The organism is Vibrio sp. Y176, assembly GCF_033438945.1.
This window is the reverse complement of record NZ_JAWOQS010000002.1, coordinates 796,632-819,727: the sequence shown is the minus strand read 5'-3', so window position 1 is coordinate 819,727 and position 23,096 is coordinate 796,632. Positions and strand designations below refer to the sequence as shown.

The window sequence follows — 23,096 nt, the reverse complement described above, 5'->3', positions numbered from 1 at the left end:
CTTTCTATTATTTCCAGTAGTTTGATTTTAGAGATTCAGAATTACTGTATGGAAATAAAATGGCTCAGCTACGTACCACTTTACGTCGCTTTGTGTGAGGAACGGAGTATTGCTGGTGCAGCAAAGCGACTGAATTGTTCGAATGCGCATGTAAGTCGGCAACTTAAACAGCTTGAAGACATATTGTCGGTGCAGCTTATTCAGCGAACTACGCGCCAGTTTAATTTGACCTACGATGGTTTGCGGTTTTATCAGCAGGTAAAGCAACTGCTCGAAGGCGCTGAGCAGATCAATGAGCAAGTCATGGCAAACGAGATCGTATCGGGAAAATTGAGAATAGCGGCGTCCGCTTCTTTCGGAGCTGCGTTACTCAGCCAAACATTGATCGAGTTTCGATTGCAACATCCACAAGTGAGCGTCGAAGTGATCTTCACAGAGACACCTCTCGACTTGATTGAGGCTGGGTTTGATATCGCATTCTACTTTACCGATACTCCCCCAGCGGGATACGTCGGCCATCAGCTACGCACTTTACACTGTAAACCGATCGCTCATCGCTCGTATTTAGCTGATAAACCAAATGTAAGTACGCCAGAGGATCTTGGTGACTTAGAGCACATCCTTTATAAAAGTCGTGACTTGGTGTTAGACAAGTGGACGTTTACGCATAAGCAAACTCAACAGCAGTGCAGCATTGAGTTAGAAAGTACGCTGAGTTTTAATCTTGTCCAGTCCATGTTGGATGCTACTTTGGCTGGCTGTGGTGTAGCCATGTTAGATGAATTTGCACTGGCTAAACTCGACCCTGCACAAAAAGAAAAACTCGTGAGTTTGCTGCCAGAATGGCAAACGGATGCGATTTTGCCGCTTTATCTGCTTTACCCAAAACGTGAGCACTTACCAAGAAGAACGCGAGCGTTCATTGATCACTTTAGGAACATATATTCTGTCGGCGAATAGCGACAACAAACTTAGCAACAATTGAGGAAGCAAAGGAATGCGAAAACACTGTATTGCGATTGGCGGTGGGGGCTGGATGATGGGAGAGAATCCGAGCCCGCTCGATCAATACATTTTGTCTTTGTCTGGTAAGGAGAATCCAAACATTTGTTTTATACCTACAGCCACGGGAGATGCCGATGAAGTGATTGAACGTTTTTACGATGCGAAGCTTAGTGAAAACGTGACCCATTTTCCGCTGTTTAAGTTTGAAGCTGGTTGGAAAGAAATGCTATTTGAACAAGACATCATTTACGTAGGTGGCGGTAATACGCGTTCGATGTTGGCCATTTGGCGCGAATGGGGAATCGATAGAATACTCAAGCAGTGTTATGAACAAGGCATCATCATTTGTGGCATGAGCGCAGGTGCAATTTGTTGGTTTGAGTTTGCGGTGACAGACAGTGATCCCGAAGCATACCAAGTTATGCGTTGTCTTGGATTTATTGACGGTTTGGCTGCGGCACATTTTTCTCATGTAGGTGAGAAGTTCGAGGTTTTCCAAGCCTTTGCTCGTTCTCAACCGAGCATCACTTGTTATGGCATTCACGATTATGCGGCATTGCACTTTGTTGATGGAAAATTGTTAGCTACTGTCACCAGCCTCCCTGATGCAGGCGTGTTGGTTAAAACAGGTAACGAAGAAAACATATTGCGAGGGGAGCTTCTTCAAATCAGCATTAAAGGCAATAATTACTGACCGGACACAGAAGAAGCTCATGGATTCAGCTAACTTACATTAAGTATCGTGCTTACAGCTCGTAACGTAGACCTAAGTGGTAGTAGCTTTCGTCTGCGTGCGCACCGCCAAACGAGACTTCTTGTCCATTGCTGTAGCCACGCGAGCCGTTACGATCAACGTAGTTAGTGTAGATAGAAGAACGAGGCGTCAGTTTGTATTGCACTTCTAGCGTTGTATCTTTCAGCTCTAGCTCGTCACCATCACTGTTTTCTAAAGAACGATAACCAGCACGCAGTACCCATTTGTCATTTACACTGTAAACCGCCGTTAGTTCCATCACTTTGTCGGTACTGGTTTGTGAGTAATAGCCCTCTAGTTCATCTTCCGAGTACAACGCACCCAACATCAAATCACCTAGGTAGTAACGCGTACCTGCGCCCCAGAATGTGTAATCGGTGTCGTTTCTTTCACGTGCATCACCTTTATTCTTCTGCATCGCCACCACTGGTGCCAAGGTACCCAAATTTCCCATGTCTAGCGTATAACGCAGTGCAGTGTTATAACCGTAGTCGAGCTCAGAAGTGTTGTTTCCTAAAATGTACGCGACAGAAAAATCGAAATTACCTAGGTTGTTTTGGTATTGCAGCGTGCCATCTTGACGGAAAACTTGCGTCGCGGTTTTGTCGACTTTATTCGCTTGGCGCGCCATAGAAACATCGGAAGAGGCGAACACATCACCAATGTCGGTAAACATAATCAATCCAGATGCCACGCGACCACCAGTAATACGACCATAATCTTTCGCATCAATACCCGCCCATACATAACGTGCGGTCAGAGACGGTTTGTCGTTTACTTGGTTTGCGTATTCAGCTGCACCCACTTGGTATTGCGCTTGGCCGATGATCGACGCGTAGTCGTTGATGGTTTGTGAACCGTTTAAACCAATACGGCCATCAAACTCGCCATTTGCATCGCCGTGCTCATCATTTTTACTGGTGACATTGAAACCAAGACGAGAGTAAATATTTAAAACTGACCCATCTTCCGCTTGATACAGCTGCGCTGCCATTGCGTTTGATGCCATCAATGTTGGGAGAAGTAGAGTCAAAATGTGCTTTTTCATGATTAACGACCTTTCATTTCTATTGTTTTAGGTACGACAAAGCCCCTTCCGAGTAACGGAATAAGAAAAATTGTCGTGAAGTAGAGAGAGGGTGCGCCCTTGTTTGCCAAGGGCGCGAGCTAGTCCATTCCTATAGGGGAAGAATGATTTAGCTTAAATCGACGTCTTTGCAGCCAAAGAAGTAAGTCGCGAGAAAGCCGACGATGTAAGAGATAAGCAGGCCAGCAACAAACACCATCATGCCCGGGAAGATGCCATTTTCAGATGTCATGAGAGGAATCGCCACGATACCGGATGGGCCAAACACCGTATTAAGACCAACTGGTAAGCCAAGGTAAGAAACTAAACCGATAAAGAAGCCGCCCGCAGCACCACCAATACAAGCGGTAACGAATGGTTTTACACGTGGTAATGTCACGCCGTAAATCAATGGTTCGCCAATGCCTAGAAGACCCGGAATAATAGCGCCTTTAACTTGAGTGCGCAGTAGAGCGTCTTTTTTGGCTTTGAAATACAGCGCCATTGACGCGCCAACCTGACCGCCACCTGCCATCGCCAGGATAGGGAATAGTGAGTTAAAGCCCTGTGCTTCCATCAATGCGAAGTACACTGGAACAAAACCCTGGTGGATGCCAAATACCACAGAAATTAAGAACAAACCTGCCAAGATTGCAGCGCCTAATGGGTTATCGTTCAAGTTGAGGAACAACCAAGACATCCCTTTAAACAGCTCGCCGCCGATTGGCATGATGATCAAGAAGGTTACCGCACCCATGATCAACAGAGTGATAACGGACGTTAAGATCATGTCCAGATCATCTGGCATGTATTGACGAACCTTACGCTCGACTTGTGCACCGATGATCGCTGCTAAAAGTACGCCGATAATGTTGCCGCGCGGATCAATCGCAAAACCGAAAAACTCGTTCATGCCAGAGTAAATGCCGGATGTCGCCTCTGGGTTGTAACCCAGCACAAACAAAGAGGCGAGAATGGCACCATTAACACCAGAGCCGCCAAATGCTTGCTGCGCGTTGTAACCAATCAGAATACTTAGGAAAGCAAACAGACCCTTACCAAAGACTTTCATGTAGGCGATCAAATCCAACGTAAACTGGCTTGGTGTCTGGTCGAGAACAAACATCTGTTCCAATAACGTCGCAAAACCTAGCAACAAACCAGCGGCAATAAAGCCAGGGATCAACGGCGTAAAGATGGTAGCAAACTTGCTTAAAAAACGCTGAACCGCACTGGTTTGTTTGCTCTTCATCTGTTTTTTCTGCTCGGCCGCGACGGCAGAAAGATCTTGTTGCGGCATATCTGCTTCTTCACTGTCACCAGAGGTTAAGCTGTCGATCAATTGATTCATCATCTCAGCCGCTTGTTGAGCTTTTCCGGGACCGAGAATGATCTGAAACTGCTCATCGCTTTCCACCACACCCATTACGCCGGGAATTTGCTTGATAACTGATTGATCAGCCAAGCCATTGTTGGCGAGCGATAAACGCAAACGCGTCATACAGTTACCACATTTGCTTACGTTGCTACTGCCACCCACTGCGGACAGCAACTGCGATACTGTGTTTGAAGTTATTTTTGCCATAGGGTCTATCCTTCAGAACTCGGATTATTTAGTGCTGCGCGAATAAAGCCGTTGTGCGCGGTGAGGCGTGATTTGGCTTGTTCGGCATCCAAATCGGCCAAAATCATTAAGATGGCGGTTTTGCAGTGGCGACCGCAGGCATTTAATGCTCGCTCTGCTTCTTCTTTTGATGCGTCGGTTGCTTCCACAACAATGTTGGTTTGGCGTTGTATGAGCTTGGCGTTAGTGGCTTCTACATCCACCATTAAGTTGCCAAATACCTTACCGCTACGAATCATTGCGCCTGTCGTGAGCATGTTTAGCACCAGTTTTTGTGCGGTGCCGGCTTTCATGCGAGAAGATCCAGTGACAACCTCTGCGCCAACTATCGGCAGAATCGCGATGTCGGCCGCTTCTGCCATGGCACATTCTGGATTACAGGCGATAGATGCGGTCGTGGCTCCGATGGATTTAGCGTAGTCCAAACCACCTAGTACATAAGGTGTACGGCCACTCGCTGCAATGCCTACAACCACGTCATGCTTGGTGAGGTGAAGTGCTTTTAAGTCGTCTTGACCCATTTTCGCGTTGTCTTCTGCGTTTTCTACCGCTTTTAAAATCGCTTGATGTCCACCAGCAATTAAGCCAATCACCATATCTGGATGCGTGCCGTAGGTAGGAGGACACTCGCTTGCATCAAGAATGCCTAAGCGACCTGACGTACCAGCTCCCATGTAAATTAAACGGCCACCATTTACAAAAGCTTGGGTAATTGCGTCAACTGTCTCTGCAATTTGTGGTAGCACCGCTTTTAACGCGAGCGGGACTTTTTGATCCTCTTCATTAATGACTTGCAGCATCTCGATGGTCGAAAGCGTATCGATCTCGGCACTGGCTGGGTTACGGCTTTCTGTCACCAATCTGCTTAAATCAATTTTCATGTTTTGCACTCTTCGTAATGTTCAATCTGAGGGCGATTTTATGGAATAAAATATTCAGGTTTGGTGATAAAAATCACACTTGAGGTTATTCTTTATGCAGGAGAAATTTGGAATAATGAGAGAAAATATACGTCTATTACGTCCGGGATTAAATGTCTTGGTTAGAATAATCAGGGGGTTAAATCAAACGCCTATTATTTCTGATTTGGAATAATTTATTTAAAATTTTTGAGGTTTTTGTTGTGTCAGTTATCAATAAGATAGTCGCGAGGCGTACTCAGCTTTCGCAAAGTGGTCGTTTGGTTGGCGATTGGATTGTTGAAAACGCAGAAAAGGCGGCGCTGCTCACCAGCCAAGAACTTGCGGCGCAAGTAAAAGTGAGTCAATCGAGCATTGTGAAATTTACTCAGCGTATCGGCTTTAAAGGTTACAGCGAGTTTAAGTTAGCTCTGAATGAAGAGATTGGTCGTAAGCATGCGATGCAGTCGACACCGCTGCACAGTGATATTTTGGCTGACGACCCCATTGCGGTTATTTCACAGAAACTGGTGAAAGCGAAAACCGACGCTATGTTTCAAACCACCAATACGCTGTCTTACGAAGCGTGTCACCAAGCGGTGAAATGGTTGAGTGAAGCGCGTCGAGTGCAAGTGGTCGGGATTGGGGGCTCTGCACTGACCGCGAAGGATTTAAGCTTTAAACTGCTTAAACTTGGTATTACGGCGCTTTCTGAACAAGACAGCCACGTGCAGATTGCTGTTGCCCGCACGCTCTCTCCAGAAGATGTTCAGATCGCAATCTCGTTTTCGGGTGAGCGCAAAGAAATTCTCGTCGCGGCAGAAGCGGCAAAAGAGCAGGGCGCGAAGGTGATTGCGTTATCTGCGCCTGGAAGAAGTCGCTTGCGCGGTATTGCCGATATTACGTTTGATACGATTGCCAATGAAACGGAACATCGCAGCTCATCCATTGCTTCGCGTACCGCGCAAAACGTGATCACCGATTTGCTGTTTATCATCTTGGTTCAGCAAAGAGACGACAGTGCCCGTCAGTTGATCAGCGATATTAGTACCGACATCAAACAGATCCTCACATGATCGCTTGTTTAACAGCGGACTAGAGATCCGGATCGTGCCTCAGCAAAGCAATAAAAGCGGAGAGATGTTTTTCAATGGTGAGATCGGCAGAAATCGCGGGTAATTCCAACGTGATGCAAGGTAAATCACGTTCACTACACCAAGTGCCGAATGAGCCGGGTGTTTCGTAGTCGACATCGTCAACGATTGGCAGTTGAAACTGCTCGCCGAGCCATTTGGCGAGGTTGGAATGTTTGGGATCATCCACAAACGCAAGCGGTTCATGAAACGACACCACAAACTTTGGCCTGCGCAGTTCAATCAAGTTAATTAATGCGCCAACTTCTGGCTCTAGCTGGTTTTTAGAGCCTGTTTTCACCTTTACGTCTCGAATGGGTGTGTGAGAGCTCCATCGATACACTGTGCCATGCTCAGTCCAATTTTGGGTTGGAAAAGCGCGATTGAGATCCACTTGGTTTGCATTTGCGCGTGTGCCTAGTTGGTTGCCGTCAGGATTCATTGACAGAATCACATCATGTCGTAAGTTTTCAGCAGGCAAGCTTCTTAGCGCGCAGGACAAACCTGCAATCGAGGCTGTCTCATCCCCGTGAGTGCCTGCCAAAATCAAACCTCGCGAAGCACTTTCGACTTGAGCCGGAAAATACAGTAATGGCGCACCAAGCACGGATTGACCGTATGATGTTGGCCGAATTAAAAATGCCGCTCTTTCCGTTCTTGGAATTAGACTCACCGTAATCTCCTGATTGATGAAGTAGTATCAATATCTAAGCTAATTACACCTAGCTAAACTGAACCGTTTAAACTCGTCAACGGTTGAAATGTTAATTGTGGCACTTGCTTCACAAGACGCGTTAGGAGAACGAAAAACGATATGGATTTTAAAAAACATTCAACGGCGTTGCTGATTTCCTCTTTATTCACCCCTTTTCTTGCTACATCAGTTGCTGCGGAGACCTTACCTAAAGGCATTCAACTTGCCGCAGAACAGCATTTAGTACGTGCGAATGACGCAGAGGCGGCGACGCTTGACCCAGCGAAAGCCGAAGGTCTGCCAGAAATGCATGTGATTCGTGACTTATTTGAAGGGCTTGTGATTCAAGATCGTGACGGAAACATTATTCCCGGTGTGGCAGAATCATGGGAAACCAACGACAACCAAACCTTTACTTTTCACTTGCGCAAAGACGCGAAATGGTCGAATGGCGAGCCTGTGACGGCGGATGATTTTGTCTATTCACTGCGCCGAGCGGTAGATCCGAAAACCGCTTCTCCAAATGTTTGGTATCTCAAACTCACCAAGATCAAAAACATCACCGATGTAGCAGAGGGCAAAAAGCCTTTGGACGATCTCGGTATCAAGGCAGTGGATAAATACACCCTACGTTTTGAGTTGGACAGTCAAGTGCCGTACTTTGTTGCTATGACTGGGCACACGTCCATGATGCCAGTACATCAAGCGACAGTGGAAAAGCGCGACAAGCCGTGGAGCGATCCAGACCAATTTGTTAGCAACGGTGCATTCACATTGGATAAGTGGGTCGTGAATGAGCGCATTGAACTGGTTAAGAGTCCAAATTACTGGGACAGCGCAGATACGCATCTAAACAGAGTGACTTACATTCCGTTTGAAAACCAAAACGCGTCAATCAATCGTTATGCGGCAGGAGAGCTGGATATCACGTCAGATGTGCCGACTCATATGGCGCAGAAGCTTAAACAAGATTACAAGCAGGCTTACACGGTGGTGCCATTACTGTGCACGTATTACTACGCGTTCAATACCACTCGTCCGCCATTTGATGATGCGCGAGTGCGTCAAGCGGTGTCGTACTCCATCATGCGTGATGTGATTACGAATGGTGTCACGCAAGTGGGCAACCTTCCTGCGTACACCTTTGCGCATCAGTACACTGCCGGTTTTGATGCGACGCCCCCTGAATACAGTAAGTGGAGTCAGCAACAACGTGACGAGAAAGCGCGTCAGTTGTTAAAAGAAGCGGGTTACAGCCAAGACAAGCCGCTCGATTTTAAATTGCTGTACAACACCAGTGAGGCAAACAAATCGATCGCGGTTGCGATAGCGTCGATGCTACAAAAAAATCTCGGTGCAAACGTGGAGTTAGAAAACCAAGAGTGGAAGTCGTACTTAGTGGCGCGTAAACAAGGCAATTTCGATGTGATGCGTGCTTCCTGGTGCGGTGATTACAATGAAGCGTCTACTTTCCTGAGCTTACTTCGCTCAGGTTCTTCGGGTAACTTTGCACGTTACAGCAATGCAGCGTACGACAACGCGATGAACAGTGCATTGGCTGCAACCGATGAGAAAGCGCGCCAAGGATTTTACGACCAAGCTGAACGGTTGCTGGCGGCAGATATGCCCATTGCGCCAATCTATTATTACATGCAAGCGCGTTTGGTTCGTCCTACGGTTGGCGGTTTTGCCAAGAGCAACGTAGAAGGTCGTATCTACTCGAAAGACCTCTACATCAAGAAGTAGCGCTCAAAACAAGCGATAAATATGAAGCCCCGAAGATGTATCTTACGGGGCTTCTTTTTATTGTTAGCGAGTGGAGAGTTTATTCACGAGCATAGCGACTCGTTTGCCAAGATACTCCGCCGTTGCAACATCAGAGGCATGCAACTGACCATCTTCATCACCTTGTGCAACAATACCGCCTTGTACACCATAACGATTCAGGTTTTGCTCCCCAGAATTGCTGATCTTATCCAACCCGACCCACATCATGCCGTGTTGGTTAGCGAGCGTTTGGAGATATTGTAATGTGCAAGATTGGTCGCCATTCAACGCTCCTCCGCTAGTAAAACCTGCTGCCACTTTATTTGCCCACTTCTGGTAATACCAAGATTCACTGCTTGCATCTGCAAATGCTTTAAACTGCGCTGCTACACCGCCCATATAGGTCGGTGAGCCAAAGATAATCGCATCACACTCAGCAAGTTCATCCATTAGTTTAGGGTTCACAAAACGTCCCTCAATAATCTCATTGCCTTCAATTCGGTGAGAGAGGATTTCACAGTCATCTTGCTGCTTAATGCCTTGTTGTTCAACGCCTGCGGCAATCGCGCGAGCAAGCTGACCAGTAACGTCGGTTTTAGAGAAATAAATAATCGCAATTGTGGACACAATGGTTCCTTTTTTCATTGTTGATTTTTAATCGTGCGACTAAGGCTAAAACCTCAAGCTAAGTTGAGGTCAAGAAGAGATTTGAGATAGATAAAGTACGAATTGGTATCTAAAGAGCTTTCTTATAGGGTAAGTCGACGGCATAACTACAGTGAATGCAACGACGATGAATGTCGTGTATAAAAGCGTTAAAGGAAGATCTTAAAGATGTAGAAAACTCTCTTGGAAACAATGATAAAGGTACCGATGCTAGTGATGATTAATAGGCGGAAAAATAGATTAAAATATGTAAACTCAGACCTGATCCAAGGCGGGAAAAGTACATTTCATCGTTTCTTAAGGCGAGGGATTATTATCATTATGGTAGGAGGCCTTTCTACAGCCTCTTCCACGGTATTTGCACACTTTATAGCGGGGGTGTTTGATGTGGATATGAATGTTCATCCAGAGAGCTTAGAAGAAAAAGTGCATGCACTACTTTTTGTTTCGGTCAGTCTTGTTTTTTACCTCTTTTATGCCCTTATCTCGCTAAATATTAGTGGGTGGCTCATAATGAAGCTAAAAATATAAGCTTAACTAAAACCATGTCCTTGTATTTTAAGGAAGATGGAACTAGTGACGATTTTTTCTTTGCTTGCACCATCTCTATTTTTTGTATTTATTTAAGGTTCGTAAATAAGAAGCTTCCTTTGGTTAAAGTGGCGCTTTTGGTTTCGGCGATGTGTCATGTTTTTATCATGAAAGAATACAGTGGTGACCTTCAGCTTATACGTTTGTCTCTTCACTGTTTTTCGCCATTAACTTTGGGTTATTTGTGACCACCAAGTGATACTAAAAAGCCGATGTAGATACATCGGCTTTTTAGTGGGTTATTTCTTTCTGCGAGTATAAATCCGAGATTTTGCTTTACTTGGCTCTGGCTTGTTTTTTGCCAGCTTTAGCACTGCTTTTTGCAAAATCTGGTTGTTTGGGTAAGTGATCAAGTTACCGTTGTCGTGCTTAATTAACACGTGAAACATGCTGATTTCTTGAATCTCACCGCAGATGTCTTCATCTTTGTCTACGACTTTAATTCGGTCACCCACTCGGTACGGGAAGACAAAAAAGATCAAAAAGCTGGCTGTGATGTTGCTCAGAATTGACCACTGCGCAATAAACGCCACACCTAATACGGCAAAAATGGACGATAGGAACAAAGACACATCGCCATAGCCAATACCTGTGATAATGGCAAAAATAGAGGCGGTCAAAAATAGCAGCGCGACATTGAAACAGCGCTGAATAAAACTCAAACGAGCCTTTTTTACACCTTTCGTTGTTGCCAAATTTAGGATGGCTCTATTTACAATCCTCTTCAGGATGCGATACGCGATCAGGACAAAAATGCCCATCAATAGTTTGTAACCGAGGGAGCCCGTAGTGAAATACTGGCTCACTTGCTCTAATTGGATCCAATCATTCATTTCTTCATCTCGACGATATCTAGAAAGCGGCTTTTATAGCTGATTTTTTGCTGTAAGTAATCACAATTTTTCTTTACACCATTTGTCTCTGTGTTGAGGTACCACAGAGTACTGTATAAGTTAATCAAAGACTTAGTGAGAATTACGAACTCTTTGGCTTCATTACTTATATTCAATCAAAGCTGACGTGATTTTGAAGAGAGCAATCTTTGAGCTGTATCCCATATCCGACATTCTATGATGCCAGTTCCTCATAAACGAGCTGAATATGACTTTTGTCCTGATAACCTAAGGTGTATTAATTGAAATAGCTTTTAGGGCGTTGAAAAATGGAAGAAGATGAAAAGGCGATTATGATTTTATTCGTGATTGTTGGCCTTGTACTCGTTTGGGTCGCGCTTGAAGAACTTAATTATCTCGGGCTCCCAATAAAATAAGCCCCGTTAAACACAAGTTAAACGGGGCCTTTGTCTTTTATCAATGTGAATTCAGGCTAGCTAACCGCACGCACTTTGCCTTGTTTCAAATCGTTCAGCACTTGCGCTTTAGGGCCATCTGCGATGATGCTGCCTTTCTCCATCACAATTACGCGATCAACGATGTCGAGCATAGACGTTTTGTGCGTAATCAGAATCAGCGTTTCACTAGGTTTCAACTGTGCTAATTGATGTTTAATGTGCATCTCTGAGCGATTATCCATCGCACTGGTTGGTTCATCCATGAGTAGAACAGGAGGACGACCCAAAAATGCACGAGCGATCGTGACTGCTTGACGTTGACCCCCCGAAAGCATTGCACCACCTTCACCAACTTGGCGTTCTAAGCCCGCTGGGTCAGATTGCGTAAACGCAGTAACACCGGCACGATTCGCGGCGTCTAGTACGTCACGGTCATCGGTTAATGGGCGACCTAGCGTAATGTTGTCGCGGATAGAACCAAAGAACAGATTCGAATCTTGCGGCACACAACCGATATTACGGCGAATGTCGACATGATGCAGCTGTGCGATGTCGGTATCATCAATGCGAACATGACCTTCCGTCGGCTGATACAAGCCCATGATGAGACGTTCTAACGTGGTTTTGCCCGAACCGATACGACCTATGATCGCTACTTTTTCGCCTGGGTTAATGGTCAAGCTCAAATCTCGAATCGACGCCACCGGTGAATCTGGGTAGTGGAAGGTCACGCGTTCAAGTTCAATTTTGCCTTGTACTATTGGGCGGTGAATGTAACGCTTACCTTCTTCTTGTTCATCCGGCATCTCCATGACTTGATTGATAATTGTCATAGAAGACTTCGCTTGGTTGTAGCGCGTAGAGAGTAAGGATAACTGAACCAAAGGACCAATCGCGCGGCCGCTAAGCATGGTTGCGGCAATCAAACCACCCATGGTTAAGTCGCCTTCTGCAATCAAGTAAACGCCTAGGATGATCATCCCTACGTTACTACTTTGCTGCACAAAACCCGCCGCGTTTTGAATGCTATCCGTAATTCGTCGGCTTTTTATATTCCAGTTCGCCATGTGCGCAACTGCCTCTTCCCAGCGGTATTGGAATTGGCTTTGCGCACTGAGCATTTTTACGGTTTCTAACCCAGCCAAGCTCTCTATCAAATTGGCATATTTTTGCGAGGCTAGGCGTGAACCCTCCTCAATGGAGCGGCGCAGCGGCCCTTGTATCAGTAGCGAGTGAATAATCAAAATGACCACGCCCACCATCGGTACATACACAAGATCGCCAGCCATTAGCCATATAATCACTAAGAACAGAATGGCAAAAGGCAAATCAATGAGAGCACTGACGGTCGCTGAAGTAAAAAACTCTCGAATAGATTCGAATTCTTGTAAATGGCGAGCGAAGGCACCGACCGAAGGCGGCTTCGATTCCATTCTAATCCCCATCACTTTGCTGAACAGTTTGGATGAAATCAGAATGTCAGACTTCTTGCCCGCCACATCAATGAAGTAATTTCTCAGCGACTTGAGAATGAAGTCGAACAGGAACACGACAAAGATGCCACTTGCTAGTACCCATAGGGTTTCAAACGCAAGATTCGGAACCACTTTGTCGTACACCAAGCGAGTGAATAGCGGAGCGGCAACCGCAAAGAGGTTGATGAGAAGTGATGCGATTAAAACATCACGGTAGATGCGTTTTGACTGCCACAAGGTGGACCAGAACCAGTGGCCTTCGTTGGTTTTGAGCACTTCGGGAGAGCGCTCATCGAAACGGAATTGCTTTTTAACTAAAAAGTACCGACTAGTGTATTGCTCAAGTAGGTCTTCTAATGGAATAGAGATCGGCACCATTCCACTTTCTAGGGTGGTGACTTCGGCCTCGCGTTTCTCCATATTGATGCTGTTGAGAACGCAAGAGTCACCGCCTTTAAGAACTAAGATTGCCGGCAGAATTAGGCTGGAGATGCTCTCCAGCTCTGCGCGGTTTTCCTTGGCAACCAATCCGGCCCTTTCCGCTGCTCTTGGTAGCAAAAATGGGGTCAGTTTACCGTCAGATAGCGGTAGTCCGTTGACTAGCGCTTCTGGCGAGTTAGCTAACCCATAGTAACGGCTAACGTAGATGAGCGAATTCAGTAAAGGGTCTTTCATCGTTGATAAACCTTTTTATTCCTTGTCGACGATGAATCCTTGGAATACCTCAACAAAGTGTTCAGTGAGGAAATCCAACTGGATTTGAGTTTCGATACGCGATGCGATAGTCGTAATACCAAGGTTGTGGGCAGTACGAGAGATCGACGTTAGCGTGAATTTCTGTTTTTCGTCGTGCAAGTTGTGTGTGAATAGGTAATCGAGCTTCACATAGTTCGGGCGGAACTCTTGGATGTATTCCAAAGATTGGAAGTTACGTCCGTAGTTATCTACGCCGAACTCAGCACCTGATTGGCGAATGGCATTACATAACAGTGCTGTGTGGTGAGGCTGATCGATAAAGCATTCCTCTGGAATTTCAAAGTGTAGCTTAGAGGCCACTTTGGCGTGTTTTTCCAGCATGCTAGTTGTCCAGCGAATAAACGATGGTTGAGACAAGCTGCTTTGCGCGATGTTAATCGCGACTGGGTCATTAAGTTCACCATTTTCTAGCATCTTAATCATTGATTCAATGACATACTGGTCAAAGATGTTGGTGGCGTCTAACTGTTCTAGTGCGAATAGGTACTGATTCGCACGATACGTTTCACCATCTTTTTCGATGCTTGAAAATACTTCGTTGTGGAATACTTTACCCCATGTGTTTTTCGCAGCTTGGAAACGGAATTTAACCCAATCACTATGAATGGCTTCTTCAACCAACGCTTTCCATTGCTGTTTACCCATCAAACTAGAAGGTGTATCACTGCCAATGAAGCCGTATGGCTTGTCTGGTTGCGCTTTGGCTTTCGATAGTGCGTTGTCCACCATCGAGAGGATTTCAGAGCGCGTTTTCTGATCTTTGCTGTGTGCAACCCCTAGTGACGCTTTAGGTTTTGCTAAGCCTGTTGGGTCAGTATTTAGGCCGTTCACACAATTGACGATGCTGTCCGATAAAATGCGTAACTCGCTCTCATCCATATGAGGGAAAAGCAAGCCGAACTCATCACTAGACAAGCGAGCAATAGTGGCTCCCGGTACATCAATGGTGTTTTTCAAACGTTGAGACAGTTCTTTAACGTGGGCATCTGCGCGTTGGTAATCTTTGGTCTCGTAAATGTCCCCAATGTATTCAGCATGGAGTAGCGCGATACCCCCTTGCGTTTGCTCTGCAAGCCATTGGTCGATTTGGTTGATGTAGAATGAGCGGTTACCCAATTTAGATATAGGATCGAGGTAAGCCTGAGCACGCAGACGTTGCGCCTCTTTGGCTTGCTCTTTGAATGATAGCTCGATTTGAGCAGACATCATGTTAATGCCATCTACCACCGCGATAAGATCTTTGGTTCTTGGACGAGCAAGCGGTTCACCAAATTGGTTATTCGCGATTTCATGCATTTTATTCACGATGGCCGTTAATGGTTTTAGCGAGCGACGTAGGATGTATGAAATTGCCACTAAACCAGCCAGAAAAATGACACTGAATACAGACAGCAAGCCAATAAAACCTTGCCAGAGCTGCTCGTAAGCTGCGCCTGGGTGGCTAATGATTTCTACTTCGGCGAGCTGCATCCAACCACTGGTCACAACACGCTTATCGTGAATCGCTTTAAATAGATTCATGTCGATAAACCATTGTGGCACCGTACTTGGTTTAACTGGGTAAGTACGCACGATCTGGTAGTCAGAATCTAATGCTGTAAGACGAACAACTGAGTAGGTGCTGCCGTCAAATAGAGCATTAATCACGGACTCAACCGCGACTTTATCTTTGTCCTTTAGGTAAGGAGCCAATGCCAAACCTACGGTGTTAATAGTGTTGTTGACCTCTGAACGTTGCTGTTGCTCCAAGCTGTCTCGAGTCGTGTTGAATTGGATTACGAATACTGATGCCAACAAGAGTATAAAGACCGTAACCATCCCCACCACAAGCTTCTTATATAGGGTCATGTTTCTCACTCGTCATAGTTAATTTTAGGTTTATTTAACTGCAACTTACGTTCGCGCGAGCGTAAGTCATTCCAAAGGCTCAACCGTGATGCTTTCCCTGCCAGCTCTCCAGTGCTAGCAGATGACTTCATCAACCACAGGTTTGTACCATTAAAACTGTATATCGGTAGCAAGTCGCTACGCTTAGAGGCTCGGACAATGTCAGGATTGATATTATCGAGAATGAGCGGCTCAGAACTTGGGGTAGGGTAGTAAGCTAATACCATGTGAAACTGATTCAGTTCGATGGCTTTTACGTATATTAACCGCATCTTTGAATCTGGTATTCCTAGCTCGAGTAAAGAGAAGTACTTAGCAATAGTGAAATCTTCACAGTCTCCTGCGTTACTCCCTAAAAATTCGAGTGGCGTAGCCCAATAATCTGTCTTTCCCCACAGTTTTATGTCGTCAACGAAATACAGCTGATTAAAAAAGTCGTTAACGCCAGCGAGCTGTTCATGAGTCTCTAATTGTTTAAATAAGTCGAGGTTCTTTCGCCATGTATTTACGCGCAATCCCGCACGTTCGCCGTACACCGCTGTGACCGTATTGACCCATCGTTGTTCTTTACTGTTCAGCGCACCAAGTTGGAACGACAAACAACTTAAGCTGATTAATAATGTAACTTTACGCTGCAAATTGGATCGCATATTCGACTCGTATCACAAGTATACTCTTCTAGAGAGTTCGTCAGTGAGAAATAAGTGCTTTTTATTTAATCACTTATCGCTCAATACTCCCTATCGCGAGTACCTTAATGTGGTTTACTCCTTCAAGGCGTTCGTTTTGGCACTTAAAATCGGTTTAAGTAGATATTCCAAAACGGTTCGCTTCCCTGTGATGATATCGACCGATGCTGTCATTCCTGGAATGATTGGTAAATCTGCATCTTGACCAAAGTTTGTTTTTTCGGTGCGTACACGAACAATGTAGAAGCTGTTGCCTTCTTCATCTTGAGTGGTATCCGCGCTGATATGTTCCAACTCTCCCTCTAAACCGCCGTACTTTGTGAAGTCGTAAGCTGTAAATTTCACGATAGCATGAAGATCTGGGCGTAAAAATGCGATGTCTTTTGGCGCAATTTTCGCCTCTACCAATAGTGTGTCTTCTGTTGGTACGATCTCGACGATATCCATACCAGGTTGGATAACACCACCGACAGTATTGATGTTCAGTGTTTTGATTTTGCCTGTTACTGGCGAATTCACAACCGTTCGGTTTACTCTATCTTCCAAGCCCACCGCTGATTCAACCAAGGCAGATAACTGGTCTTGGGCGCTGTTGAGTTTCTCTTGCTGTTCAGAGCGGAATTTGAGTGCAACATCAATACGGTTGAGCATGGATTCTCGAATCGCTGATTGCAATACGGGAATCTTGAGCTCACTGGACGTCATTTCACGACGGGTATCGTTGACTTGGCGCTGTAATTTGAGCAGTTCAATACGAGGAACAACGCCCTCGTCTGCCAAAGGTTTGGTGATATCGAGTTCTTTTTTCGCGTATTGGTAGCTTTGACGCAAGTTCCTTACTCGTGCTTGGATCTCTACCAAGTCCTGCTGCTTTTGCTGCACTTGTTGGTCAATAACAGAAAGTTGGTTGCGTAAATTATCTAGATCTTCGCGATATTCTGCTTTTTGACGCTGTGTGAGTTGAGGTCGAGTCTCTTCCAAGGTTGGTGGGAAGGTCAGTTTACCGTAATCAAGTAGTACACTTTGACGCCAGTTTTCCGTTTCAAAATCACGATTAACGGCAACACTGTTAATAGAAGCGGATAGTTGCAGCACAGATGCGGTAAGGTTGGCAACTTGTTGCTCACGTTCACGAAAATCTGAGCGAAAGCGGGTGTCGTCGATAAGCAGTAACTGTTGGCCTTTTTCAACCAACTGACCTTCTTTGACCAAGATTTCTTTGACTAAGCCACCTTCTAAGTTTTGGACTACTTGTATCTGTGAGGAGGGAATCACTTTACCTTGACCAACCGTGACTTTGTCGATTTCAGCCCAAGATGCCCAACCTATTGCTGCAATGAAAAATAGCACCATAACCCAGAGCATAAAACGCGCGCTGTTGGGGGTATTGAGGAGCAATGCTGCAGTTTTGTCATCAACAAAATCCAACTCTTCATCGTTGAGTTTGTTGTAGTTATCTCGGCTCATCACAGTCCCTGCTTATATAATTACGGATTATCTTTTTGATCTTATTATTATTAACCGATCATGTCAGCATGCTCGGCTAATAAAATATGAGAAGAGGGTTATTCTCTCTTCAAATGAGCTTTCTTACACTTTCTAAATCAAACAAAAGCATAATTAGCGCCGGAGTATAGCTATTACGCCTTGAACTTGGCTTTATCCAACTGATGTTTTTTTAGTTTGTCGTACAAGGTTTTGCGTGATACCTGTAATTCTAGTTGAACCTCTTTGAGTCTGCCGCGATGTCTTTGCAATGCATCGAATAACAAGCAATATTCAAAGTATTCTGTGCGCTGAGTCATACTCTGAATTTCAAGACTTTTCTCACTGTTCCAATCTTCCATTCTAAAAGTATCTGGCTTGAGGGCACGAAGTTCAGCAAATTGGCGTAGCTGCTTAACGTTTTCTGGCCATTCGAGACTGGTGAGGTGTTTGACCTCTTCTAGGCTGATATGTGGCGGCTGTAACTGATATCGACTCGCTGTGTGGCGCACAAAATGCTTGTATAAAGGCCCTATATCTTCCTTTCTTTCATCGAGCGTCGGTAAGTGAATTAGAGTCGCCAGGGATTTTAGAGGTGGCTCGGCTTGGGTGGTCGCGCCAAAAACACGTTCAAGTTTTGGGTGCTTGAACAAGTATTCCCATTGCTCAAATGATACATGCTCTGCGCTATGTAAGTACAAACTGCAGTGGCGTTTTCCTTCACTTAAGCGGTGTATGGCTTTGTCGAGCGCTTCTAATGAAAGCTCATAGAGGTCTTCACCAGAAGCGGCGATTAGCTCACTATCCGGTGTTGCATGTATGTCGTGGGCAAATTGTGCGGCGAGCCGGCGACCTGTACCATCTTGACCTACAAAAATGAGCGGCTGGCTTGTAGGCGCACTGATCAAGGCGCGACGAATACTAACCATGGCCTTACTGTGACCAATCATTTTCGGACCAACATGAGTTTGCATGTCGAGCTCTTTCTTAAGCCAGATGTTTTCTTGCAACAAGTTCAGTTTATCGCTGGCATTGTTGAGCGATTTCATGAGCTGTTCCGTTGAAAACGGTTTTTCTAGAAAGTCGTACGCGCCGCTTTTCATCGCATCTACCGCGGTTTTCACATCTCCATGTCCAGTAAGTACGATGAATTGAAAGTGATCGTTTTTGCTTCGCAAAGTTCGCATAAATTCCAAGCCATCCATCACGGGCATATGGATATCGGTAATGATAATCGCAGGCGTATTTGAGTCGATTACGCGTAAGGCTTCTACTGCGTTTGGTAAGCAGGTGACGTCTATCCCTTCAATCAGCAGGGCTTGAGACACGGCATCACGAATGTGTGGTTCGTCATCAACAAAGAAAACTGGGTTATTCATGGTCGTTTTCCACTTCTGGGGTACGTTTATTCTGATTGACTATTGGTAGCGTCACGATAAAGGTCATCCCTCCTGCTTGTTGTTCTGTGTTCTGATGTTTATAGGCACAGAGGGAGCCGTGATAGCTCTCTATAATCCGCTTGGAGATTGTTAAACCTAATCCAAGACCCTCCGGCTTAGTCGTAAAAAATGGGTCGAACACTTTTGCTAGGGCTTCGTCTGACATCCCTGGTCCGTTATCGGAAACAAGAATGTCGCAACTGTCATCATGACACTGAACAGCAATGGATATTTGCGGATCGATACAGTGGTTTTCCATCGCTTGTGCCGCGTTGTGGAAGAGATTGATCAGCACTTGTTCTAATTCAACGCTGTGAATGGCCAGCTTCACATCATAGTCGATGGCCGGAACTTTTAGTGTTACTCCTTGCTTAATAAGCTTGTTGCTCAAAATGCTGGTGGCAGTATGTACCGCGTCGTGCAGTACTGAGATTTCATTGTGTGAATCGTGCGTGGCTTTCCGAGTAAAGACTTTTAAGCGGGCAATGACTTCCGAAATGGTGTCATTGAGTGTCAGCATTTTGCCCAAATTGTCAGCGACCATTGGGTATTTTTCCATTGCCAACAAACGCTGCGAGTTTTCGGTATAGGTTCTTAGTGCGGAAAGTGGCTGATTTATCTCATGATTAATACTGGCTGATAGCTCGCCCAACAGTGCCAATTTCGCGGCTTGCGTCAGCTCTTGTTGTGTTTGTTTAAGCTCTTGTTGGCTTTGTTCATATTGGCGGATGGTCTGTTGTAGCTTTTGGTTGGCTTCACTCAGAACTAGTGTCCGTTGCACTACTTTTTCTTCTAGGCTCACATTGAGATGAGCAAGGCGCGCTTTGTTAACTAGGGTTTGGAACCACGCTAACGCAATTAGAGCAATGAGCGCATATAAGATCAGGAAGACGATATCGGCCTGTAAAACGGCGGCAAGAACGCTGTTGTGGTTAATTAAGGCAACGACGCGAAACCCTTTATCCAATAAGTGTGTTGCGTATGCGAGGTAATTCGGTGATAGAAGCAATTGATTGTCATCAAACTCCGTGACACCACTGTGTGCCGTTAACTCACCAAAATATTCGGGTAAGGTATCGCCATATTGACGCGTTTCGGTAAGTTCATTTATTGCACTCGATGACAGTGGGAAAAGTGCACGATAGCGCCAGTCTGGTAAATTGCTCATAAACACGACATTGTGTTTATCTGTAATGAGTACGTCAGTCGTGGTTTGCGAAAGGCGCTGTTCTAATTGCTCCAAATTCACTTTTACTGTGATCACGCCAACGACTTCCTCATTTACCCACAGCGGAGATGAGAAGAAGTACCCACGTTTATTCGAGCGTACGCCTAATCCAACGTATTGAGCGGGCTCACCGCGTCGCGCATTTTTAAAATAGGGGCGATAGCTAAAGCTAGAGCCGACAAACGTATCTTCTTGCTGAAAGTTACTTGAGGCAATGACTAACCCGGTGCGGTCATGAACGTAAATCGTATCGGCCAAACTTTGCTTCAACCAATCTGATAACAGTAGGTTGAGCTCTTGAGAGGGCGTTCCGCGCTCTACTGCTTTGAGTAGTCTTGGGTCGTGACTTAATAGGTTTGGTATCTGTTCAAACTTTGCCAGTTCGTAGTCCACTTCTTGTGACACTTGCGCGGCTTGTCTCTCTAGCTTTTGTTGCCATTGATCATGTTGGTATTGAGTTGCGTAATGATGAGTAAGCGCAAGCCCTGAAATGCCAACGGCACACAGTAGCAGTAAAAAATGACGTAGGGCTTTGGGGTTGAGTAAGTTCACGATCGGCTCACTGGTTTTTTGTGTCATGGTATCAAATGACGCACTGTGATGCTGTGAGCGGCAACGATAACAAGCACAATGATGTCCTTGTATTTCCTCAGTATCGGGAGCACAATCGACAAAAACGAGTGAAGGAGTAAAGATGGAACTTGCTGATATTCGTCGTGAGTACACCAAAGGTGGGCTGCGTCGTAAAGAATTGAAAGCTGATCCTATTGATCAATTTAATCTGTGGCTAGAGCAAGCAGTTGAAGCGGGTTTAACGGACCCGACTGCGATGACAGTTGCAACGGTTGATGAAAATGGCATGCCGTTTCAACGCATTGTTCTATTGAAAAACGTCGACAAAGATGGTTTTGTGTTTTACACCAACCTAGGCAGTCGCAAGGCCCAGCAGCTAGAGCATAACAGCAATATTAGTTTGCACTTCCCTTGGCACCCGTTAGAGCGCCAAGTTCATATTACTGGTGTGGCTGAAAAGCTTACCGCCGTAGAGAATATGAAATACTTTACTTCTCGTCCTAAAGAGAGCCAGTTGGCCGCAATTGCGAGCAAACAAAGTAGTCGTATTTCTGCCAGAGGTGTGTTGGAAGGTAAGTTTTTAGAGCTAAAACAGAAGTTTGCTAAGGGTGAAATACCAGTACCAACCTTTTGGGGTGGCTTTCGCGTAAAACCAAAGAGCATCGAATTTTGGCAAGGTGGCGAACATCGCCTTCACGATCGTTTTCTTTTCTCCCAGCATGATGGAAGTTGGGACATTGATCGTTTAGCGCCATAGGCTTATGGTCCCTCATGAATAAACAAACACCGCCGAATTGGGGCGGTGTTTTTGTAGGTGGAAGCGATGTGAATTATCGCTCTCCATTCAACACAACCGATAATTGATGCTTAAGCAGGGTTTTGGGTACAACAGAGCCGTAGCCTGCTTCCATTGCTTTATCTATTAGCTCGTTCTTGCTGTTCGCTGCAAACTTATTACGTAAGCGTGCGACGTGACCTTCAACGGTTTTTGTTGATATGCCCATGACCTGAGAGATAAATTGAGGCTTTTTGCCATAGAGCAAGAGGAAAAGCGTTTCTTGCTCGCGGCATGTGAGCTTCTCTGGTTTTGGTTGTAAGTCAGAAAAACGAAAGATGGATTGTTGATTTGGGTTGGTACTGATTGCACGACAAACCCAATACCCGACTTCAATCACGGCGGTGTCGGTGAGTTCCCTTCCGTAGAAAATGGTGCCTACGATGTCGCCTTTGTCATCTCGCCACGGTGTTTTAGTAAATATATGTGCTCGCCAGCGGCCATCTGGATAAGGGTGGATATCCAGAATTTTTAGTGACTCGCCAGTTTCGAGAACGTGTTTATCTTGGCGTTGAAATTCTTGCGCGCATTCAGTGGTTGGGCTGGCCATATCAAAATCAGTTTTACCCAAGCACTCCTCGGGCGACGTGTGCCCTAACAGTTCTGCGTATTCCTGGTTTACGTATAGGAATACCGAATCTTTATCTTTGCATCCCCAACAACCTGGTAGCTGTTTAAGGAGGGATTGTTCTATGGTATCGACTGAAATATTCACAAAAGGACTCACTACATACTGCTTTTACCAATACAGAGACGTCCGTGTTACATGGCTCGTATTGATGTTGCCAAGTAGGCAGTTACGTTGCTAGAACACGTTCGTTGATTGGCGCTCAATCCAATTAAATTCATGGTGTTCGATGTTTTCGTCAGGTAGTCATAGACAACGACGAAATGGAACGAAGAGTTTAATTGGGAAAATGGTCTGTTTCATTACAGATATGTGCGCTCACGGATGTCCGCCAATGTTCGGCTTACAACTCGTATCGTCATTGATCATGCTTCCTACAACTCAGTTGTAATGTGGTTGACGTTCATATCACTTGTGAGCGAAAGAGCAGCACCTAAGCATATGAGAGGGACAGTGAGACAAACGCTATGATATCAGCTTATGCCATTGTTTTCATTGTTGAGAAGCGAAAAAAAAGCCAGCCTGAAGACGGGCTGGCAACACAAGATATAATCTTGTCGACGTGTAGAAGAGGTTCTAAATTACCTAGCGAGGGTCTGCTAAGTAAGTTA

General features: G+C 45.4%; 19 protein-coding genes. 6 read left to right on the top strand and 13 right to left on the bottom strand.

The features are described 5' to 3' along the window. The first annotated feature begins 48 nt into the window (after positions 1 to 48). Entirely contained in the window at positions 49 to 960 is a 912-nt protein-coding gene (locus tag R7O13_RS07795; protein WP_318303472.1) for a LysR family transcriptional regulator, read from the top strand. Between the two features lie 37 nt (positions 961 to 997). Next, positions 998 to 1,699, top strand: a complete 702-nt coding sequence (locus tag R7O13_RS07790) for a peptidase E (RefSeq protein WP_318303471.1) — start codon at positions 998 to 1,000, stop codon at positions 1,697 to 1,699. A 52-nt stretch (positions 1,700 to 1,751) separates the two neighbouring features. Here the strand turns inward: R7O13_RS07790 and R7O13_RS07785 are convergent, their stop codons facing one another. The 3 genes from R7O13_RS07785 to murQ form a co-directional block, all read right to left on the bottom strand. After that, positions 1,752 to 2,807 (bottom strand): porin, encoded by a 1,056-nt coding sequence (locus R7O13_RS07785; RefSeq protein ID WP_262653138.1) that lies wholly within the window; start codon positions 2,805 to 2,807, stop codon positions 1,752 to 1,754. A gap of 148 nt (positions 2,808 to 2,955) precedes the next feature. Continuing rightward, complete coding sequence (gene murP / locus R7O13_RS07780) at positions 2,956 to 4,410, bottom strand: PTS N-acetylmuramic acid transporter subunit IIBC (protein ID WP_318303469.1); 1,455 nt, start codon at positions 4,408 to 4,410, stop codon at positions 2,956 to 2,958. A gap of 5 nt (positions 4,411 to 4,415) precedes the next feature. Further along, entirely contained in the window at positions 4,416 to 5,330 is a 915-nt protein-coding gene (gene murQ, locus R7O13_RS07775) for an N-acetylmuramic acid 6-phosphate etherase (RefSeq protein ID WP_318303467.1), read from the bottom strand. Positions 5,331 to 5,572: 242 nt separating this feature from the next. Between murQ and R7O13_RS07770 the strand changes: the two genes are divergently transcribed. Further along, positions 5,573 to 6,424 carry a MurR/RpiR family transcriptional regulator gene (locus R7O13_RS07770; RefSeq protein ID WP_033907250.1) on the top strand — a complete coding sequence of 284 codons (852 nt, stop codon included), beginning with the start codon at positions 5,573 to 5,575 and terminating at the stop codon, positions 6,422 to 6,424. Positions 6,425 to 6,443: 19 nt separating this feature from the next. Here the strand turns inward: R7O13_RS07770 and mpaA are convergent, their stop codons facing one another. Continuing rightward, entirely contained in the window at positions 6,444 to 7,154 is a 711-nt protein-coding gene (mpaA, locus tag R7O13_RS07765; RefSeq protein ID WP_046875646.1) for a murein tripeptide amidase MpaA, read from the bottom strand. Between the two features lie 141 nt (positions 7,155 to 7,295). Between mpaA and R7O13_RS07760 the strand changes: the two genes are divergently transcribed. Continuing rightward, a complete protein-coding gene (locus tag R7O13_RS07760) occupies positions 7,296 to 8,921 on the top strand; it encodes an ABC transporter substrate-binding protein (RefSeq protein WP_318303464.1) in 1,626 nt (541 codons plus the stop codon). Between the two features lie 63 nt (positions 8,922 to 8,984). Here R7O13_RS07760 and R7O13_RS07755 read toward each other — a convergent pair whose 3' ends face one another. Next, complete coding sequence (locus tag R7O13_RS07755; protein WP_213869906.1) at positions 8,985 to 9,569, bottom strand: flavodoxin family protein; 585 nt, start codon at positions 9,567 to 9,569, stop codon at positions 8,985 to 8,987. 231 nt (positions 9,570 to 9,800) lie between these two features. Here R7O13_RS07755 and R7O13_RS07750 point away from each other — a divergent pair, with 231 nt between their 5' ends. Then, positions 9,801 to 10,139 (top strand): hypothetical protein, encoded by a 339-nt coding sequence (locus R7O13_RS07750; protein WP_017821886.1) that lies wholly within the window; start codon positions 9,801 to 9,803, stop codon positions 10,137 to 10,139. A gap of 299 nt (positions 10,140 to 10,438) precedes the next feature. Here the strand turns inward: R7O13_RS07750 and R7O13_RS07745 are convergent, their stop codons facing one another. From R7O13_RS07745 to R7O13_RS07715, 7 genes are all read right to left on the bottom strand, one after another. Next, positions 10,439 to 11,032 carry a mechanosensitive ion channel family protein gene (locus R7O13_RS07745; protein WP_017820061.1) on the bottom strand — a complete coding sequence of 198 codons (594 nt, stop codon included), beginning with the start codon at positions 11,030 to 11,032 and terminating at the stop codon, positions 10,439 to 10,441. 493 nt (positions 11,033 to 11,525) lie between these two features. Further along, positions 11,526 to 13,640: a type I secretion system permease/ATPase gene (locus tag R7O13_RS07740; protein ID WP_318303463.1), complete on the bottom strand. Its 2,115-nt coding sequence runs from the start codon at positions 13,638 to 13,640 to the stop codon at positions 11,526 to 11,528. Positions 13,641 to 13,655: 15 nt separating this feature from the next. Beyond that, positions 13,656 to 15,569: an EAL domain-containing protein gene (locus R7O13_RS07735; protein WP_005374560.1), complete on the bottom strand. Its 1,914-nt coding sequence runs from the start codon at positions 15,567 to 15,569 to the stop codon at positions 13,656 to 13,658. A 5-nt stretch (positions 15,570 to 15,574) separates the two neighbouring features. Further along, positions 15,575 to 16,258, bottom strand: a complete 684-nt coding sequence (locus tag R7O13_RS07730; RefSeq protein WP_005374561.1) for a transglutaminase-like cysteine peptidase — start codon at positions 16,256 to 16,258, stop codon at positions 15,575 to 15,577. Between the two features lie 114 nt (positions 16,259 to 16,372). After that, positions 16,373 to 17,764: an HlyD family type I secretion periplasmic adaptor subunit gene (locus tag R7O13_RS07725; RefSeq protein ID WP_005374562.1), complete on the bottom strand. Its 1,392-nt coding sequence runs from the start codon at positions 17,762 to 17,764 to the stop codon at positions 16,373 to 16,375. Between the two features lie 173 nt (positions 17,765 to 17,937). Continuing rightward, complete coding sequence (locus tag R7O13_RS07720) at positions 17,938 to 19,161, bottom strand: sigma-54-dependent transcriptional regulator (protein WP_005383565.1); 1,224 nt, start codon at positions 19,159 to 19,161, stop codon at positions 17,938 to 17,940. Then, positions 19,154 to 21,028, bottom strand: coding sequence for a sensor histidine kinase (locus tag R7O13_RS07715; RefSeq protein WP_017634535.1), 1,875 nt, complete (start codon positions 21,026 to 21,028; stop codon positions 19,154 to 19,156). The genes R7O13_RS07720 and R7O13_RS07715 overlap by 8 nt, the downstream gene beginning before the upstream one ends. Before the next feature lie 115 nt (positions 21,029 to 21,143). Here R7O13_RS07715 and pdxH point away from each other — a divergent pair, with 115 nt between their 5' ends. Further along, positions 21,144 to 21,779 carry a pyridoxamine 5'-phosphate oxidase gene (gene pdxH, locus R7O13_RS07710; protein WP_318303462.1) on the top strand — a complete coding sequence of 212 codons (636 nt, stop codon included), beginning with the start codon at positions 21,144 to 21,146 and terminating at the stop codon, positions 21,777 to 21,779. A 73-nt stretch (positions 21,780 to 21,852) separates the two neighbouring features. On the opposite strand, the gene R7O13_RS07705 is transcribed toward pdxH, so the two are convergent. Further along, positions 21,853 to 22,572 (bottom strand): PAS domain-containing protein, encoded by a 720-nt coding sequence (locus R7O13_RS07705; RefSeq protein WP_017820063.1) that lies wholly within the window; start codon positions 22,570 to 22,572, stop codon positions 21,853 to 21,855. Positions 22,573 to 23,096: the final 524 nt, after the last annotated feature.